This is a genomic window from Methylobacterium sp. UNC300MFChir4.1 (assembly GCF_900110155.1).
Classification (GTDB): Bacteria; Pseudomonadota; Alphaproteobacteria; order Rhizobiales; family Beijerinckiaceae; genus Methylobacterium.
Genome location: NZ_FOCS01000002.1, coordinates 103,996 through 120,495 on the forward strand (window position 1 = coordinate 103,996; position 16,500 = coordinate 120,495).

The window sequence follows — 16,500 nt, forward strand, 5'->3', positions numbered from 1 at the left end:
TCAGTGGGATGAGAACAGCTTGGCTGCCGATCCGATCCATCCGGCGCGAGCGGAAACGTCCGGACCGCTGACCGCGCTCGATCACGCTTTCGCGGCCGCCCGCGCCGCGGCCGCTGCCGGGGAGGTCCCGGTCGGCGCCGCGGTTGTCCGGGACGGGGTCATCCTGGCGGTGGCGCATAATCGGCCGCGCGAATTGCACGACCCGACGGCGCACGCGGAGATCCTGGCGATCCGCGCGGCCTGCGCGGCCCTCGGCACCGAGCGCCTCGTCGGCTGCGATCTCTACGTCACCCTGGAGCCGTGCCCGATGTGCGCGGGCGCGATATCCTTCGCGCGCATCCGGCGGCTCTACTACGGCGCGGCCGATCCGAAGGGGGGTGGGGTCGAGCACGGGCCGCGCGTCTTCGATCAGCCGACCTGCCACCACGTGCCCGAGGTCTACGGCGGGTTCCGCGAGCGCGAGGCGGCCGATCTGCTCCGGGCGTTCTTCGCGCAGCGCCGCGACTGACGCGGGGCGGGCGTACAGGTTCCCAACGGCCCTGGGCGGGTCAGCAGAGGAGGAGAGGATGATCCCGACCTATTCCAGAGCCCTGATCGTCGGGGCGGGCTCCGGCCTCAGCGCATCGCTGGCGCGCCTGCTCGCCGCCGACGGCATGACGATCGGCCTCGCCGCCCGGAACGTCGACAAGCTCGCCGCACTGGCGGCGGAGACGAACGCGGCGGTCCATGCCTGCGACGCCAGCCAGCCCGCTGAGGTCGAGGCGCTGTTCGCCCGCCTGGAGCCGGCGCTCGGCGGTCCGCCGGACGTCGTCGTCTACAACGCGAGCGGTCGTCTCCGCGGCCCGGTCGCCGATCTCGACCCGGACGCGGTCGCCCAGGCGCTGATGGTGTCCGCGTACGGTGGTTTCCTCGTGGCGCAGGCCGCGGCGCGCCGCATGCTGCCGCATCGCCACGGCGCGATCCTGCTCACCGGCGCCTCGGCGAGCGTGAAGGGCTTCGCGGGATCGGCCCCGTTCGCGATGGGGAAGTTCGCGCTGCGGGGACTGGGTCAGAGCCTCGCCCGGGAATTGCAGCCCCAGGGGATCCACGTCGCGCACATCGTGATCGACGGCGCCATCCGCAATCCGGCCCGCGGCGGCGAGCCGCCGGAGGCCCCCGACAGCCATCTCGATCCCGACGCCATCGCCAGGGCCTATCGCGACCTCCTGCGCCAGGATCGGAGCGCCTGGACCTCCGAACTGGAACTGCGTCCCTGGACGGAGCGGTTCTGAGGCCGCCTCAGGGATTCACGCGCAGGCCGAGCAGGAAGGTGTTCTCCCGGAAGCTGGACCCGGCGACCGTGCTGTCGAACTTCTGGTAGATGTACGTGCCGCGCAGGGTCAGCCAGCGGGTGAAGTGGTAGTCGAGCCGCGCGGTCGCCGAGAACCCGTTCTCGCGGATGCTGCTGCTCTGGTAGTCGTTCCGGAGATACGATCCGCCGAGGACGATCGAGAGGTTGCGCAGCAGGTCGTGCTGCACCTCGAGCGTCGCGACCTCGGTGAGCACGCCGCTGGAGCCCGGGATCGTCGTCTCGGTGACGCCGGTCGCGGCGGTGAGACGGACGGTCGTGAGCGGACTCGCCGCCCAGACCAGGGCCGCGTTGAGCAACGGCGCGTTGATGTCGCGCAGGCTCGGATCGACGTAGGTCCGATGCTGGATGCCGGCGGAGATCTCGCCCGTCACCGAGCGCGCGAGGCCGATGCTCGTCCCGAAGGCGACCGCGATGCCGTCCGAGTCGCGCCGGACGCCCGTCGCGTCGAAGCGGCGGTCGTAGACGCGCGTGTCGCCGAGCAGGTCGATGAACGGGCTGAAATCCGGGTTGATCTCGTAGGCCGTGCGCAGCTGCAGGCTGTACTGGTTCAGGTTGCGGTCGGACTGATTGACGATCGTCCCGTCCGCCAAACGCGCATTGTCGAACTCGGAGCGGTCGACGGACCCGCGCAGGGTGACCGACAGGCGGTTGAACGTCTCCGTCGCCCCGAGCGAACCGCCGTAGACGGCCAGGAGCGGCCGTGTCGTGGCGGTGGCAGCCTGGAGGTTGGCGCTCGACGTGCGCTGCGTGTCCACCAGGAACCGCCCCTCCGCGTCGATGCGCAGGTCCCGGTTGGCGTCGACGCGCAGCCGGACCACGCCGTCTGCCGCGGGGCGGCTCGCGGCCTCGTTCTGCGGGGTCTCGAGGTACGAGCCCCGGAGCGAGCCCTGCAGCGAGCTGGAGGACCAGTTGCTCCGGAAGTCGACCGTGGCATCGGTGCGCAGCGCGACCGAGCCCTTGGCGATCTGGCGGGTGGTCTGGTCCGGGTTCGAATCGTAGCCGACGCTCTGGGCGAAGGTGGGCAGGACCGTGAAGGTGCCGACCTGATAGCCGATCGGCGCGTAGGCCGGATCGGTGGGGATCGCGCGCGCCAGGTCGGTGCCGAGGATGAAGCCCGGGGTCAGGAGGCCGAGGGCCGGCGCGATCGACTGGAACGGGAGGATCGGCCGGATCGGCGTCGCGACCTGCGGGTTCGGGACCCCGACGACCGCCTGCTGGACCACCGGCGTCAGCCGCAGCGCCGGCGGCGGGATCTGCGTGACGTCCTGAGTGACCCGCCGCGTCGCCGAGCCGATCCGCCGCGGCGGAGCGGCGCGCGTGCGCAGGAGGGTCGACGGCGCGAGATTGGCCGGTGCCGTCGAGGATCCGCCGGTGCGCCGTCCCCCTGTGGTGACGCGGGTGCTGAGCTGGGACACGCCGGGCTGACCCGGGATCTGCGTCTGCGCGGGGGGCGAGAGCGGCGACCGGAGGCTGTCACCGCCGGTCTGCTCGCCGCCCGCCGCGTCGCCGCCGAGCGCCCCGCGATTCTGGTCGCGGCTCAGGCCGTCCGGGATGGTGCGCTTGAGTGTGGGCAGGCCGTTCGGACCCGTGTCCTGGCCGATGCCGGGATTGTCGGGCTGGCCGGTAACCGGGCTGGTCGCGTCGAACCGCTGGGCTGCCGCCGGTGCCGCGAGCGTCACGCCGAGCGCCGCGGCGGCGAGCCGCATCCTCCGCCGTTCCCACCGGTCAGCCGCCGTCCGCACCTGATCCCGGTCTCCGCCAAAGTCCCCGGCACCAGAGCGCGGAGATTACAGGTCACACCGCCCCGGAACAGTGCCGGTATGGTTAACGAACCCTAGCGGCGACGTGGTTAATGCCCCGTCAACGGCGGTGGGGCGGAAGGTTTGCGGCCCATCGATCCGATCTCACCTGTCGATCACGAATACGTTTGAGCTATTTCGTGCACTATGCTACATAGGTTCAGACTTCGGTCGACTCCGAGAGGAATTGATCGGCCTGAATGATTGTAACTCCTGAGGTTTGCCGTGAGTGAGAACGCAGGCAGTGAGCACAGCCCGGCGATCGGGCTCGCGGTCGATATCGTCGCCGCTTACGTGTCGAACAACTCCGTTCCGGTCTCCGAACTTCCCGGATTGATCGGCGGTATCCACGCGGCGCTGAACAGTTTGACAACTCAAGGTCGCGCCGCGAACTCGAGCGTCGAGAAGCTCAGTCCGTCGCAGATCCGCAAATCGGTCACGAATGATCATATCGTCAGCTTCGAGGACGGGAAGCCGTACAAGACGCTCCGGCGTCACCTGACACTGCGCGGCCTGACGCCCGAGGCCTACCGGGAGAAGTGGGGCCTGCCCCGGGACTATCCGATGACCGCGGCGAGCTATTCGGCGCAGCGATCGGAGCTGGCACGCGCCCTCGGGCTCGGACAGCAGCGCCGGAAGACCCGCGGAGGGGCCGCGGCCGCCATCGAGGCGCCCACTCCGCCCCCTGCGCCGACTGCGAAGTCGCGGAGGCGGAAGAAGGTACCGGCTGAGTGAGAGGTCCGAGCCGGGGCTAAGCGGCGTCGTATCCGCGACGCGGCCCTTGCGCGCCGCGCAACTGTGCGCCGCGCCTCCGACGCTATCCATCGGCGAACGCGCTGCGATGCTGCTCTGCACCATCGAGCTCAGCCCGCGCCGAAGGACGTCCCCGTGCCGCCCCTGCCGATCCTCGCCCTCGCCGTCGCCTCGTTCGGGATCGGCACGACCGAATTCGTCATCATGGGCCTGCTCCCGGAGGTGGCGCAGAGCTTCGGCGTCACCATTCCCCAGGCCGGCTATCTCGTCTCGGGCTACGCCATGGGCGTGGTCGTGGGCGCGCCGATCGTGGCGATCGCGACCGCGGGCCTGCCGCGCAAGACCGCGCTGCTGGCGCTGATGGCGGTGTTCCTGGCCGGCAATCTCGGTTGCGCGCTGGCGCCGAGCTACGCCCTGCTCATGGCCGCGCGGATCCTGACGGCCTTCGCGCACGGCGCGTTCTTCGGCATCGGCGCCGTTGTGGCGCGGGATCTCGTGCCGCGGGAGAAGCGCACGCAGGCGGTCTCGCTGATGTTCGCGGGCCTCACCCTCGCCAACGTGCTCGGCGTGCCGCTGGGCACCGCCCTCGGGCAGGAGGCGGGCTGGCGCTCGACCTTCTGGGCGGTGGTCGTGATCGGGCTCGCGGCCGGGCTCGCGATCCAGCTCTGCGTGCCGGACGGGCTTCCCGGGACCCGCGGCCGGCTCGTCAGCGAGTTTCGCGCGCTCGGGCGCTGGCCGGTGCTGCGGCCGATGCTGATCTCGACGCTGTCCTCGGTGAGCTTCTTCACGGTGTTCACCTACATCACGCCGTTCCTGACCGGCGTGACCGGCTTCACGCCGCAGGGCGTGACCGGCGTGCTGTTCGCCGCCGGCACGGGCCTGACCGTCGGCAATCTCCTCGGTGGGCATCTGGCCGACCGGGGCCCGATGGCCACCATCGTCGGCAGCTTCCTGGGCATCGTGGCGGCCCTGCTGATGCTCGCCGCGGTCGCGCACCATCCGGCGCTCACGGTGGCGGTCGTGGTGCTCTGGTCGGGCCTGGTCTTCGCCCTGGTCTCGCCCCTCCAGATCTGGGTCGTGGAGGCGGCGAGCGACGCGCCGAACCTTGCCTCCACGCTGAACCAGGGCGCGTTCAACCTCGGCAACGCCACCGGCGCCTGGATCGGGGGCACGGCGCTGACCCTCGGGGCCGGCTACGGCCAGCTGCCGCTGATCGCCGCCGCGGTGTCGCTCGCCGGGCTCGGACTGGTGCTCACCGCGGTCGGCCGCGGACGCCGGAGCGTCATACCGGCATCCGCGCCCGGGGCCTGATCGATCAGTCGGCCCGGACGAGGTCGCCGAGCAGGCTCGCCGCCACCGTCGCCTTGGAGACCGTGAGGCCGGAGGCGCTGATCGCGTCCACGGCCTCGCGGATCCGGGCGAGCGAGGTGCCGCGCGCCCGGATCCAGGCCTCCACCGCGTCCGGCCCGGCGCCAAGATCCGCCACGACCTCGGCCGTCAACTTGCGGTGCGCGGCAGCAATGCCGGCGCCCGCGCGCTCCAATGCCACGCGGTCGAACGTGTCGGCCACCGGGACGGTCCGCGCCGCGGCGGCGAGGTCGTCCAGCCGGAAGGCGTGCTCCAGGGCGAAATACGTGGCCGCGACCTCCTCGACTGGGCGCCCACTGGCCTCGGCGACCCGGACGATGTCGGGGGCGGAGACCAGCGCGCTGAGCGAGGCCAGGCGCCGCGCCTGGGCCGGGGCCATGCCGTGCTCGGTCAGCTCCGCCGCGCGGGCGCCGATCGTCGCCAGCGCCTCGTCGCCGAGCACGTTGGGGAGGGCGGCCTCCACGGCGGCGATGCCGTCTCGGTAGCGGGCGACCACCGGGGCGAGGCCGCCGCCCAGGTCGAGGTTGCGGATGAACCAGACGATCCGGTTCGTCAGCAGATCCTGCACCTCGGCGTAGAGGTCGAGCTGGCCCTGGCCGGGAACCCGACCGGCGAGGCCGTCGATGGCGAGGTTCAGCTCCATCAGGCCGAAGGCGTCGCGGGTCACCGCGTAGGCCTTGGCGATGGTCGCGGCGTCCGCGCCGGTGCCGTCGACGAGGCGCGTCACCAGCGACGGGCCACCCCGGTTGACGATGATGTTGGCGAGCGCCGTGGCGATGATCTCGCGGCGCAGGCGGTGTCCCTTGACGGCGTCGGGGAAGCGTTCGCGCAGGGCCTTCGGGAAGTAGCGCTGCAGCTCCCGGTCGAAGTACGGGTCGTTCGGCACGGCGCTCTCGAGGATCGCGTCGTGCAGCGACAGCTTCGCGTAGGCGAGCAGCACGGCGTATTCCGGACGGGTCAGCCCCTCGTTCCGGCGCATGCGCTCGGCGAGCGTGCCGTCGTCCGGCAGGAACTCCACCGCCCGGTCGAGCCGGCCCTCCGCCTCCAGTGCCTGCATCGTCCGCATGGCGAAGCCGGTCTCCCCCAGCCCCCCGCGCTGGGCAAGGGACAGGGCGAGCGTCTGCAACTCGTTGTTGCGCAGCACGAGGCGCCCGACGTCGTCGGTCATGTCGGCGAGCAGGGTGTTGCGCGCCTCGTAGCTGAGCCTGCCGTCCCGCTCCGGCGTCATCAGCGCGATCTTGATGTTCACCTCGACGTCCGAGGTGTTCACGCCGGCCGAGTTGTCGATCGCGTCGGTGTTGAGGCGGACGCCCGCGCGCGCCGCCTCGATGCGCCCGCGCTGCGTCAGGCCGAGATTGGCGCCCTCGCCGACGACCTTCGCGCGCAGCTCCGGCCCAGTGATGCGCAGGGCGTCGTTGGCGCGGTCGCCGGCATCTTCGTCGGTCTCGGTGGTGGCCCGGACATAGGTGCCGATGCCGCCGAACCAGAGCAGGTCGGCCGGCGCCTTCAGGATCGCCTGCATCAGCTCGGTGGGCGTCGCCTCGGACCGGTCGAAGCCCAGCGCGGACCGGATCGCCTCCGAGAGCGGCACGGTCTTCAGGCTGCGCGGGAACACGCCGCCGCCCTCCGAGATCAGGCTCTTGTCGTAATCCGCCCAGGAGGACCGCCCCAGATCGAACAGGCGCCGCCGCTCGGCGAAGCTCGCCGCGGCGTCCGGGTTCGGGTCGAGGAAGATGTCGCGGTGGTCGAAGGCCGCGATCAGGCGGATGCTCTCGGAGAGGAGCATGCCGTTGCCGAAGACGTCGCCCGACATGTCGCCGACGCCGACCGTGGTGATCGGGTCGGTCTGCACGTCCACGTCGATTTCGCGGAAATGCCGGCGCACCGCCTCCCAGGCGCCGCGGGCGGTGATGCCCATGCCCTTGTGGTCGTAGCCCTGGCTGCCGCCGGACGCGAAGGCGTCGCCGAGCCAGTGGCCCTTCTCCAGCGAGAGGGCGTTGGCGATGTCCGAGAAGGTGGCGGTGCCCTTGTCGGCGGCGACCACCAGGTAGGCGTCGTCGGGATCGTGCCGCACCGTGTCGGGCGGCGGCACGATGGCGTTGTCGACGATGTTGTCGGTCAGTTCGAGCAGCGTGCGGATGAAGATCCGGTAGCTCTCGGTCCCATCTTGCATCCAGGCGGCGCGGTCGGAGGCAGGCGGCAGCCGCTTCGGGAAGAAGCCGCCCTTGGCGCCCACCGGCACGATCACGGCGTTCTTCACCTGCTGGGCCTTCACGAGGCCGAGGATCTCGGTGCGGAAATCCTCCGGCCGGTCGGACCAGCGCAGGCCGCCGCGGGCCACGTAGCCGAAGCGGAGGTGCACGCCTTCGACGCGGGGCGAGTAAACGAAGATCTCGAAGAACGGCCGCGGCAGCGGCATCGCCGTCACCTTGGCGCAGGCGAACTTGAAGCTGATCGTCTCTCGCGGCTGCCCGTCGGCGCCGGTCTGGTAGAAGTTCGTCCGAACCGCCGCCTCGACGAGGTTGACGAACCGGCGGAGGATCCGGTCGTCGTCGAGGCTCGTGACCTCGGCGAGCGCCGTCTCGATCTCGGCGCGTACCTCGGCCTCCTGCGCGGTCCGGTCACCGGTGAGCGCCGGGTCGAACCGGGCGCGGAACAGCGCCACGATCGCGCGCGCGATCCCGGCGTGGCGGCTCAGCGTGCCCGCGAGGTAGTCCTGCCCGTAGCGGATACGCAGCTGGCGCAGGTAGCGGCCCAGGGCCCGGAGCAGGGCCGCCTCCCGCCAGGGGAGGGCTGCCTCAAGGACGAGCCGGTTGTACCCGTCGGACTCGGCTATACCGTCCGCGATGGCGAGCATCGCGGCCTTCAGCGGGCGTTCCAGCGCCGCGAGGTCGATCGGGGCGCCGGTGGCGCGCTCGATCAGCATGTCGTGCAGCCAGACCCGCGCGGCCTCGTCCGTCCCGGACGGCGCGATCTGGTACGTGCGCTCGTTGATGACGCGGAAGCCGAGATTCTCGAGCGCCGGGACCCGGTCGGACAGCGCGATCGCCGTGCCGCGCGAGAACGCCTTCAGGCGGACCTGCGCCGCGGGGTCGCTGGGTCGCCGATCGAGATGGACGGCCCGCGGCTGAGTCTCGCCGAGGCTGTCGAGGATGGTCACGTCGGCGACGGCGACCTCAGGCTGGAAATTGTCCCGATAGGCTGCCGAGAACGCGTCGCCGTAGCGGGCGGCGAGTTGCCGCGCGCGGTCGCCCCCCTGGGATTCGGCCAGCGCCGCCCGCAGCGCGTCGCCCCAGGTCCGGACCAGGGCGACGATCCCGGCCTCCAGGGAGGCGGGATCGTGCTCGGGGCTGCCCTGATCGGGCAGGCCGATGATGTAGTGGATCCGGGCGAGCGAGCCTTCCGGGTAGTCGGGGTAGGACGCGCTGAGCCGCCCGCCGTAGGTCTCGGCGAGGTAGCTGCCGATCCGTCCGCGGATCGCGGAATCGTAGCGGTCCTTCGGGACGTAGACGAGCAGCGACACGAAGCGGCCGAACCGGTCGGGCCGGGACAGCACGCGGACCCGCGGGCGGTCGGCCAGGGCGGCGATGGCCAGGGTGAAACGGTAGAGCCGCTCGCCGTCGATCTGGAAGAGTTCGTCCCGCGGGTAGCTCTCCAGCACGGCGAGGAGGCTGCGGCCGGCATGGCTCGTCGGGTCGAGGCCGGCGCGCTGGACGACGGCCTCCACCTTCCGGCGCAGGACCGGAACCTCGCGGGCCGGGCTCGTGTAGGCGGAGGCGGTGAACAGGCCGACGATCCGCACCTCGCCCGACAGCTTGCCGAGGCCGGAGAACAGCTTGACGCCGACATAGTCCAGGTAGGCCGAGCGGTGGACCCGGGACTTCACGCTGGCCTTGGTGATGATCAGCGGCTGCGGCTCTTCCAGGAAGGCGAGGATCTCCGGCGTGTAGTCCACAGGCGTCCGGCCGCGGCGCAGGGGCGTGGCGCCCGGATCGCGGAGCACGCCGAGGCTCGACCCCTCGACCAGCGGGTGAGCGTCGCCGGCGATGCCGTGCTCCTGCATGCCGAGGATGAGGAACTGGCCGTCGGTCAGCCATTCGAGGAAGGCGCGCGCCTCCTCGGTCTCCGGTCCCGGCATCGGGGTCGGCCCGCGCCCGAGATCGGCGGCGAGGTCGGTGAGGCGCGCCAGCATGGCGTCGTGGTCGTCGCTCGCCAGGGCGACATCCCGGTAGACGGTCGCGAGGGCGTTCAGGAGCCGCTCGCCTGTCTCGGCCGCCACGGGGTCGAGGTGGATGTGGATGAAGCTCTCGCGCGCGAGACTGCCCTGCGCGTCCGCGGTCGTCTCCCCGACCACCCGGATGAGCCCGCCCGCGCCGTCCCGCTCCACCCCGAGGATCGGGTGCGCCACGAGCTGCGGGGCGAGGCCATGCTCGGTCAGTTCGGCCAGGGTCGAGTCCAGCAGGAACGGACGGTTGTCGTTGATCACCTCCAGGACCGTCGTCTCGCGCGCACGGCCGTCGCGCACCAGCTGGCTGTCGCTCAGGCGCAGCCGCGCCGGGTCGCCCGGTCTCCGCGGCTCGGACAGGAAGGCGCGGGCGCGGGCGGCGAGGTCCGCCAGGATTGAGGGGTCGTAGGGGGCGAGATCCTCCGGCGTCACGCGGCCGAACAGGTCGCGGACGAAGCCGCCGGGTCCGCCCTGCTCGGTGACGATGTCGGCGGCCGCCTCTATCAGCCCGGTGCGGGCCGTCTTCTGCTCCGAGGAGGACAACGCCGTCGCGGTCTCGAGTGTCATCGCGCTTCTCCCGAACCGGGTCACTCGCCCAAGCGATAGCAGCGTGACCGGCCGTGTCGATGACAGCGCCCGCCCGTTTCCGGGCCAACGGGTGTCGATCGCTGCGAACCGTCAGCTTCGCCTTGCCGAACGCCCGATGCGTGCATATACACCCATACCATGAGCGCCCCGTCACCCGAGCCGTGCACCTGCTCCGCCCTGCGTCGCGCCACGCGGGCGCTGACGGCGATCTACGACGCCGCCTTGAAGCCGACCGGGCTCCGCGTGACCCAGTTCGCGATCCTGCGGCTGCTGGACCGGCTCGGACCGGTCCCGGTCTCCCGCCTCGCCGCCGAGGCGGCGCTGGAGCGCACCACGATGGGCCGCAATCTCGACCCGCTCAAGCGCCGCGGCTTCGTCTCGGTCACGCCCGGCGCGGCGGATCCGCGCGAGCGCCGCGTGTCCCTGACCGCGTCGGGTCGCGAGGCCCTCGCGGCCGCGACGCCCTACTGGCGCGAGGCGCAGAGCCGTATCAACGCCCGGGTCGATCCCGCGACCGTCTCCGCCCTGGCGGAGTCCCTGATCTCCGCCGCCTGACCGATCCGCCCCGCTTCCGGAGCCCGTCCATGACCGCCCTGACAGAGACGCGCCCCGGGTCGCGCCTGCACTACGCCTGGATCGTCGTCGCGGTGACCTTCCTGGTCCTGCTCGTCGGGGCCGGTGTCCGCGCCACGCCGAGCGTGCTGATCGTCCCCTGGGAGCGGGAATTCGGCTGGACCGCGGCCACGATCGGCGTCGGCATCGCGCTCAACATCTTCCTGTACGGGATGATCGGCCCCTTCGCGGTGGCGATCATCGAGCGGTTCGGCCTGCGGCGCTCGGTCTGCGGCGCACTCCTGATCCTGGCGATCGGCACCGCCGCCACGAGCCTGATGACCGCACCCTGGCAGATGGTCCTGCTCTGGGGGCTGGTCGTCGGATCCGGGTCCGGCATGGTGGCCAACGTGCTCGGCGCCACCGTGGCCGGGCGCTGGTTCGCCAAGCGCCGGGGTCTCGTGCTCGGCCTGCTGACCGCGAGCAGCGCCACGGGTCAGCTGGTCTTCCTGCCGATGCTGGCCTCGATCGCGGTGGGGCAGGGCTGGCGCTCCGTCTCGCTGGTGGTCGCCGCCGCGACCCTGGCGCTGATCCCGCTGACCGCCCTGTTCCTGCGCGACCGGCCGGCGGATCTCGGCCTGCCCCGCTACGGCGAGGACGCGGTGACGCCGACGCCGGTGCTGACCGAGAACCCGGCCATGCGGGCGCTCCGCGGGTTGCGCATCGGCCTGCGCTCCCGGGATTTCTGGCTGCTCGCCGGCACGTTCTTCATCTGCGGCGCCTCGACCAACGGCCTGATCGGCACCCACCTGATCCCGGCCTGCATCGATCACGGCATCACCGAGGTCACGGCCGCCGGCCTGCTGGCGCTGATGGGGATCTGCGACTTGGTCGGCACTACGGCGTCGGGTTGGCTCACAGACCGGTTCGACTCGCGCAAGCTCCTGGCCTGGTACTACGGGCTGCGCGGACTCTCGCTGATCTTCCTGCCCTATTCCTTCGACTACAGCTTCTACGGCCTGTCGCTGTTCGCGGTCTTCTACGGGCTCGACTGGATTGCAACCGTGCCGCCCACCGTTCAGCTCGCGGGCAAATCGTTCGGGGAGGAGAACGCCGCGCTGATGTTCGGCTGGATCGCGGCCGCGCACCAGATCGGCGCGGCGTCCGCGGCGTGGCTCGCCGGCATGGTCCGGACCGAGAGCGGCACCTATCTCGGCGCCTTCGTGGCGGCCGGCCTGCTCTGCCTCGTCGCCGCCCTGATGGCCGCCTTCGTGGGCCGCAAGCCCGACGCGCCGGCCCTGCGCCCGCTGCCGGCCTGAACTGCGCGGTGCGGGCAGGGTTGTCACAACTGTGCCGTGAAGGACGAGCCCTGATCGGCCCGTTCCCGCGCACCCCGAGAGCCCGCCGTGACCATCGCGATTCGGCCCGTGCCGCCGGTCCAGGACGTCCGCGCCCCGCGGCCCTGGTCCGGGCCGGGCTTCGCCGAGTTCGTCGCCATCATCGCCCTGATGATGGCGGTGACGGCGATCTCCATCGACAACCTGCTGCCCGCCTTCCCGGCCATCGAGGCGCGGTTCGCGGTGGCCGATCCCAACCGGCTGCAGCTCCTCGTCTACGTCTACATGATCGGCTTCGGCTTCGCGCAGATCGTCTACGGGCCGGTCTCCGACGCCCTCGGGCGACGGCCGGTGCTGCTGGCGAGCCTCGCCGTCTACGTGATCGGCTGCTTCCTCGCCATGGTGGCGCCGAGCTTCGGCTGGCTGCTCGCCGCCCGGATCATCCAGGGCATCGGCGCCGCCGGCGGGCGGGTGCTGTCGGTGGCGATCGTGCGCGACCGGTTCGCGGGCCGCGAGATGGCGAGCGTCATGTCGCTCACCATGATGGTGTTCCTGATCGTCCCGATGATCGCGCCGGCGATCGGCGGCATGATGCTGGCGCTGGGCTCCTGGGTCTACGTCTTCGTCTCGATGCTGGTGCTCGCCTTCTGGCTGACGCTCTGGTTCTCGCTGCGGATGCCCGAGACGCTGCACCCGGAATACCGCCGGCCGCTCTCGCCGGCCGCGACCTGGGAGGCGATCCGCCTGACGCTGAAGACCCGCGTCGCCGTCGGTTACGCCACCGCGCTCGGGCTGATGACCGGCTGCATCATGGGCTACGTCGGCTCGGCCCAGCAGGTCTTCGATACCGGCCTGTACCACCTCGGCCCGCTCTTCCCGCTGGCCTTCGGGCTCGTGGCCGGCGCCATGGGGGCGGCGACGCTGATCAACGCCCGCGTGGTCCGGCGGCTCGGGATGCGGGCGATGTCGCACAGCGGCGTCATCGCCTTCACGCTCGTCGGCCTCGCGCAGGTCGGCGTCGGGCTGGCCTATCACGGCCACCCGCCGCTGGCCCTATTCCTGTCGATCCTCGCGGTGAACCAGTTCCTGATCAGCTTCGCGATGCCGAACTTCAACGCCCTCGCGCTGGAGCCCCTCGGCGCCATCGCCGGCACGGCCTCGTCGTTCCTGGGCTTCTACACCACGATCCTGGGCGCGTTCTGCGGCTTCCTGATCGGCCAGTCCTTCGACGGCACGGTGCTCCCCGTGGCGATCGGCTACGCGAGTCTCGGCGCCCTGTCGCTCCTCGTCGTCGCCTGGACCGAGCGCGGCCGGCTGTTCCGCGGCGGCGTCGGCGGTTGAGGCGTCGGTTGAGGCGGCGTCCTTAACGGGGTCTTCAGCGGAAAGTTGCAACACTGCTGTCCTGATCCACCCGACCGGACACGCCGATGCTCGCCCGCGCCCAGGACGCAACCCTCCTCGTCGCGCGCCTGCTGCTGGCCGCCGCGCTCCTGCCGACCGGGATCGCCCGGGCGCTCAACGTGTCGGGGTTTGCGCTGACGCTCGCGGGGGCCGGGATGCCGTTTCCCAACGGCGTCGCCACCGCCGCCGTGGTGGTGCAGGTGTTCGGACCGCTCGCCCTGATCCTCGGCGTCCTGCCGGGGCTCACCGGGCTGGCGCTCGCACTCTTCGCCGCCGTGACGGCCTTCGTGCTCCACCCGTTCTGGTACTATGTGGGACCCGCCGCGGTCGCCGAGCGCACGCTGATGCTGGCCGATCTCGGCCTCGCCGGCGGGTTCCTCATGTACGCCCTGAGCGGTCCGGGCGCGCTCAGCTGGCAGGGCTGGCGCGCCGGAACTCGCGCGGCGGCGCCCAGCGCGAAGCCCGCCTCCGCGAAGGCTTCCGGCAAGGGCAGCGCGCCGCGGAACGCCGGCAAGCGCGCTGCCGGCCGGCCGCCGGCCCGCGCCGCGGCCTGATCAGCCGTGCCGCGGCCTCATCTCGGTCGTCGGGGCGGGCGGCGCGGCAGCCATCTTCCGCCCGGAGATCTCCGCGCCGGCATCCGGCGACAGGTTGCGGAAGGCCAGTGCCGAGGCCGCCGAGATCACGGCGACGGCGAAGAAGGCCGGCCCGAAATCCGAGGCTTGGATCTCCGTTCGGCCGTGAAACCCGGCATACCCCTCGAGCGCCAGCGCGCCCAGCGTGACGCCGAGGCTGAGCGACAGCTGCTGGCAGACGCTGGCGAAGCTCGTGGCCGCGCTCATCTCCTTCGATTCGAGGTCGGCGTACGCGATGGCGTTGACGCAGGTGAACTGGATCGAGCGCGAGCAGCCGCCGACGAACAGCAGGATCACCATGATCCAGTGGGGCGTCTGCGCGGTGTAGAACCCGTTGACCGCCAGGAAGGCCGAGGCCAGCAGCGCGTTCCAGACCATCAGGGCGCGGAAGCCGGTGCGGCGCAGGATCCGCGGCCCCAGGGTCTTCACGAACATCGCCCCGGCCGCCGCCGCGAAGGTGATCAGGCCCGACTGCAGGGCGTCGAGCCCGAAGCCGACCTGCAGCATCAGGGGCAGCAGGAACGGGATCGCGCCGGTGCCGATCCGGAACAGGCTGCCGCCGAGCACCGCGACCCGGAAGGTCGGCCGCCGCATCAGGTCGAGGCGGACGATCGGGTAGGGCACCCGCCGGGCATGTGCCCAGTAGAGCGGCAGGAGCACCGCGCCCGCGGCGAGGCAGCCCCAGGAGACTTCCGCCGGCAGCAGGTGGCGGCCGAGGGAGGCGAGGCCGAGCATCAGGGCGGCGAGGCCGGTCCCGAGCAGCGCGAAGCCGAGCAGGTCGAGGGGCGGCCGCTCCGGCTCCCGCACGTCCTCGAAGTACAGGCTCGCCAGCACGATTCCGGCGCAGCCGATCGGCAGGTTGATGAAGAAGATCCAGCGCCAGTCGAACCACGTGGTGATCAGGCCGCCGACCGGCGGACCCATCACCGGGCCGACGAGGGCCGGGAAGGTCAGGTAGGCGAGCGCCGTGACGAGCTGCGATTTGGGCACGCTGCGCAGCACGACGAGCCGCCCGACCGGCACCATCATGGCGCCGCCCATGCCCTGGAGGAACCGCGCGGCCACGAACCACGCGAGGCCGTTCGCGGCCGCGCAGGCGAGCGAGCCGGCCATGAACACCACGAGGGCCGCGCGGAACACCGTCCGCGACCCGTACCGGTCGGCCATCCAGCCGCTCACCGGGATGAAGATCGCGAGGCTGACCAGGTAGGAGGTCAGCGCCAGCTTGAGGGCGATCGGGTCCTCGTGGAGGCTCGCGGCGATGCTCGGGAGCGCCGTTGCGATCACCGTGGAATCGGTGTTCTCCATGAACAGCGCGGTGGCGACCGTCAGGGGGACGATCCAGAGCGGTCTTTGGGTGGTCGCGGGCATCATACAGCAGACGCATGTGGCGCCGCCGCGGTTGCACGGCAGCGCGGCCACCTCGCACCCTCGTGTTTCGCGAATGTATCCCCCGTGCAACAGAGGTTGAGCCGCGGCGCGGAGCCACCTTTTTTGCGGGTGCGCCAATGGCTAAGTTTCCATCACGCGTCCGTGAGGCCGCTCCAGCCGGCCCGGGGCCGGCGCGCGAGGATTTCGATGCAGTCCAGCCCCAGCAAGGTCCGCTCCGTGGCGCGGATCGCCGCCGGCGTCGCCCTTCTCTCGATGGTCGCCGCCTGCGGCACTGTCCTGCTCAACGATCGCGGCTCGCTGACGCGCTACGACCGGCTCAAGTCCAGCGATCAGGTCGCCTCGGCCTCGCGGATCTACGTCGACCGGCCGGCCTTGGCGAAGGCCCGCACCGTCCGCATCATCCCGACGGCGTTCCACGCCGACGTGTCCGGCGCCGCCCCGCTGACGGCCGCCGAGCGGCGGCTCATCGCCAACGCCGCCGACCGGGCGCTGTGCTACGACCTGTCGCTGAAGTACGACATCGTCACCAGCCGTGACGCCGACCTGACCGTGCGGGCGCAGGTCACCCGCGTCGATCCGACGGACCTTCTCGGTGCCGGCGCGACCATCGCGGGCTCGGCGGGCGTGACGGTCGCCTCGCAGCTCGGCCTGAGCTTCGCAGAGGGTGTCGGGCGCGTGCCGATCCCGCGCGTGCCGATCGGGCTCGGGAGCCTGACGGTCGAGGCTGAGGCGCTGGACCGGCGCCGCGAGCAGCGGGCCGCCATGGTCTGGGGCGGAGCGGCCAACTCGTTCACCAGCCAGCCGCGCTTCTCCCGCGCCAGCGACGCCTACGACCTCGCCGGCGAGTTCGGCCAGGATTTCGGCTACATGCTGGCGACCGGCGATGACCCCTTCACCGCGCCCAACACGATCCCGACCTGGGACCGGATCCGCATCACCACCCTGGGCGAGGCGCCCCTCGACCCGGACTGCGAGGCCTTCGGCCGCGCGCCGGGCATCGACGGCATGCTCGGCGACTATATCGGCCTGCCGCCCGAATACACCGACAAGGGCCCGGCCACGCCGGCGATGCGCTGAGGCGCCCGCGCCAACTCCGCGTCTG

General features: G+C 71.7%; 12 protein-coding genes. 9 read left to right on the forward strand and 3 right to left on the reverse strand.

Annotation, left to right across the window (positions count from 1 at the left end; translation table 11 throughout):
* Positions 1-19 precede the first annotated feature (19 nt).
* Together BMY19_RS03915 and BMY19_RS03920 are read left to right on the forward strand one after the other, a co-directional pair.
* Positions 20-508: a nucleoside deaminase gene (locus BMY19_RS03915; RefSeq protein WP_020091449.1), complete on the forward strand. Its 489-nt coding sequence runs from the start codon at positions 20-22 to the stop codon at positions 506-508.
* Positions 509-566: 58 nt separating this feature from the next.
* A complete protein-coding gene (locus BMY19_RS03920) occupies positions 567-1,271 on the forward strand; it encodes an SDR family NAD(P)-dependent oxidoreductase (protein ID WP_100250911.1) in 705 nt (234 codons plus the stop codon).
* 7 nt (positions 1,272-1,278) lie between these two features.
* Here the strand turns inward: BMY19_RS03920 and BMY19_RS03925 are convergent, their stop codons facing one another.
* On the reverse strand, positions 1,279-3,057 hold the full coding sequence (locus BMY19_RS03925; protein WP_100250912.1) for an outer membrane beta-barrel protein: 1,779 nt from the start codon (positions 3,055-3,057) through the stop codon (positions 1,279-1,281).
* Between the two features lie 318 nt (positions 3,058-3,375).
* Between BMY19_RS03925 and BMY19_RS03930 the strand changes: the two genes are divergently transcribed.
* Positions 3,376-3,885 (forward strand): Ros/MucR family transcriptional regulator, encoded by a 510-nt coding sequence (locus tag BMY19_RS03930; protein ID WP_100250913.1) that lies wholly within the window; start codon positions 3,376-3,378, stop codon positions 3,883-3,885.
* Between the two features lie 153 nt (positions 3,886-4,038).
* Complete coding sequence (locus BMY19_RS03935; RefSeq protein WP_100250914.1) at positions 4,039-5,214, forward strand: MFS transporter; 1,176 nt, start codon at positions 4,039-4,041, stop codon at positions 5,212-5,214.
* Between the two features lie 4 nt (positions 5,215-5,218).
* Here BMY19_RS03935 and BMY19_RS03940 read toward each other — a convergent pair whose 3' ends face one another.
* Positions 5,219-10,063 (reverse strand): NAD-glutamate dehydrogenase, encoded by a 4,845-nt coding sequence (locus BMY19_RS03940; protein WP_100250915.1) that lies wholly within the window; start codon positions 10,061-10,063, stop codon positions 5,219-5,221.
* A 159-nt stretch (positions 10,064-10,222) separates the two neighbouring features.
* Here BMY19_RS03940 and BMY19_RS03945 point away from each other — a divergent pair, with 159 nt between their 5' ends.
* The 4 genes from BMY19_RS03945 to BMY19_RS03960 all read left to right on the forward strand — a co-directional run bounded on the left by BMY19_RS03945 (position 10,223) and on the right by BMY19_RS03960 (position 13,928).
* Positions 10,223-10,639 carry a MarR family winged helix-turn-helix transcriptional regulator gene (locus BMY19_RS03945; RefSeq protein WP_100250916.1) on the forward strand — a complete coding sequence of 139 codons (417 nt, stop codon included), beginning with the start codon at positions 10,223-10,225 and terminating at the stop codon, positions 10,637-10,639.
* Positions 10,640-10,668: 29 nt separating this feature from the next.
* Complete coding sequence (locus BMY19_RS03950) at positions 10,669-11,955, forward strand: MFS transporter (RefSeq protein WP_100250917.1); 1,287 nt, start codon at positions 10,669-10,671, stop codon at positions 11,953-11,955.
* Positions 11,956-12,147: 192 nt separating this feature from the next.
* Positions 12,148-13,314: a multidrug effflux MFS transporter gene (locus tag BMY19_RS03955; RefSeq protein ID WP_100251115.1), complete on the forward strand. Its 1,167-nt coding sequence runs from the start codon at positions 12,148-12,150 to the stop codon at positions 13,312-13,314.
* Positions 13,315-13,400: 86 nt separating this feature from the next.
* Positions 13,401-13,928 carry a DoxX family protein gene (locus tag BMY19_RS03960; protein ID WP_091678025.1) on the forward strand — a complete coding sequence of 176 codons (528 nt, stop codon included), beginning with the start codon at positions 13,401-13,403 and terminating at the stop codon, positions 13,926-13,928.
* Here the strand turns inward: BMY19_RS03960 and BMY19_RS03965 are convergent, their stop codons facing one another.
* Positions 13,929-15,377: an MFS transporter gene (locus BMY19_RS03965; protein ID WP_100251116.1), complete on the reverse strand. Its 1,449-nt coding sequence runs from the start codon at positions 15,375-15,377 to the stop codon at positions 13,929-13,931.
* Between the two features lie 207 nt (positions 15,378-15,584).
* Between BMY19_RS03965 and BMY19_RS03970 the strand changes: the two genes are divergently transcribed.
* Positions 15,585-16,475, forward strand: coding sequence for a DUF3313 domain-containing protein (locus tag BMY19_RS03970; RefSeq protein WP_091924392.1), 891 nt, complete (start codon positions 15,585-15,587; stop codon positions 16,473-16,475).
* Positions 16,476-16,500: the final 25 nt, after the last annotated feature.

Bases quoted from the DNA above. Each gene is read 5' to 3' on its own strand.
- BMY19_RS03950 (WP_100250917.1), top strand. From the start codon at position 10,669: ATGACCGCCCTGACAGAGACGCGCCCCGGGTCGCGCCTGCACTACGCC.
- BMY19_RS03920 (WP_100250911.1), top strand. From the start codon at position 567: ATGATCCCGACCTATTCCAGAGCCCTGATCGTCGGGGCGGGCTCCGGC.
- BMY19_RS03955 (WP_100251115.1), top strand. From the start codon at position 12,148: ATGGCGGTGACGGCGATCTCCATCGACAACCTGCTGCCCGCCTTCCCG.
- BMY19_RS03925 (WP_100250912.1), bottom strand. From the start codon at position 3,057: ATGCGGCTCGCCGCCGCGGCGCTCGGCGTGACGCTCGCGGCACCGGCG.
- BMY19_RS03960 (WP_091678025.1), top strand. From the start codon at position 13,401: ATGCTCGCCCGCGCCCAGGACGCAACCCTCCTCGTCGCGCGCCTGCTG.
- BMY19_RS03945 (WP_100250916.1), top strand. From the start codon at position 10,223: ATGAGCGCCCCGTCACCCGAGCCGTGCACCTGCTCCGCCCTGCGTCGC.
- BMY19_RS03940 (WP_100250915.1), bottom strand. From the start codon at position 10,063: ATGACACTCGAGACCGCGACGGCGTTGTCCTCCTCGGAGCAGAAGACG.
- BMY19_RS03970 (WP_091924392.1), top strand. From the start codon at position 15,585: ATGCAGTCCAGCCCCAGCAAGGTCCGCTCCGTGGCGCGGATCGCCGCC.
- BMY19_RS03965 (WP_100251116.1), bottom strand. From the start codon at position 15,377: ATGCCCGCGACCACCCAAAGACCGCTCTGGATCGTCCCCCTGACGGTC.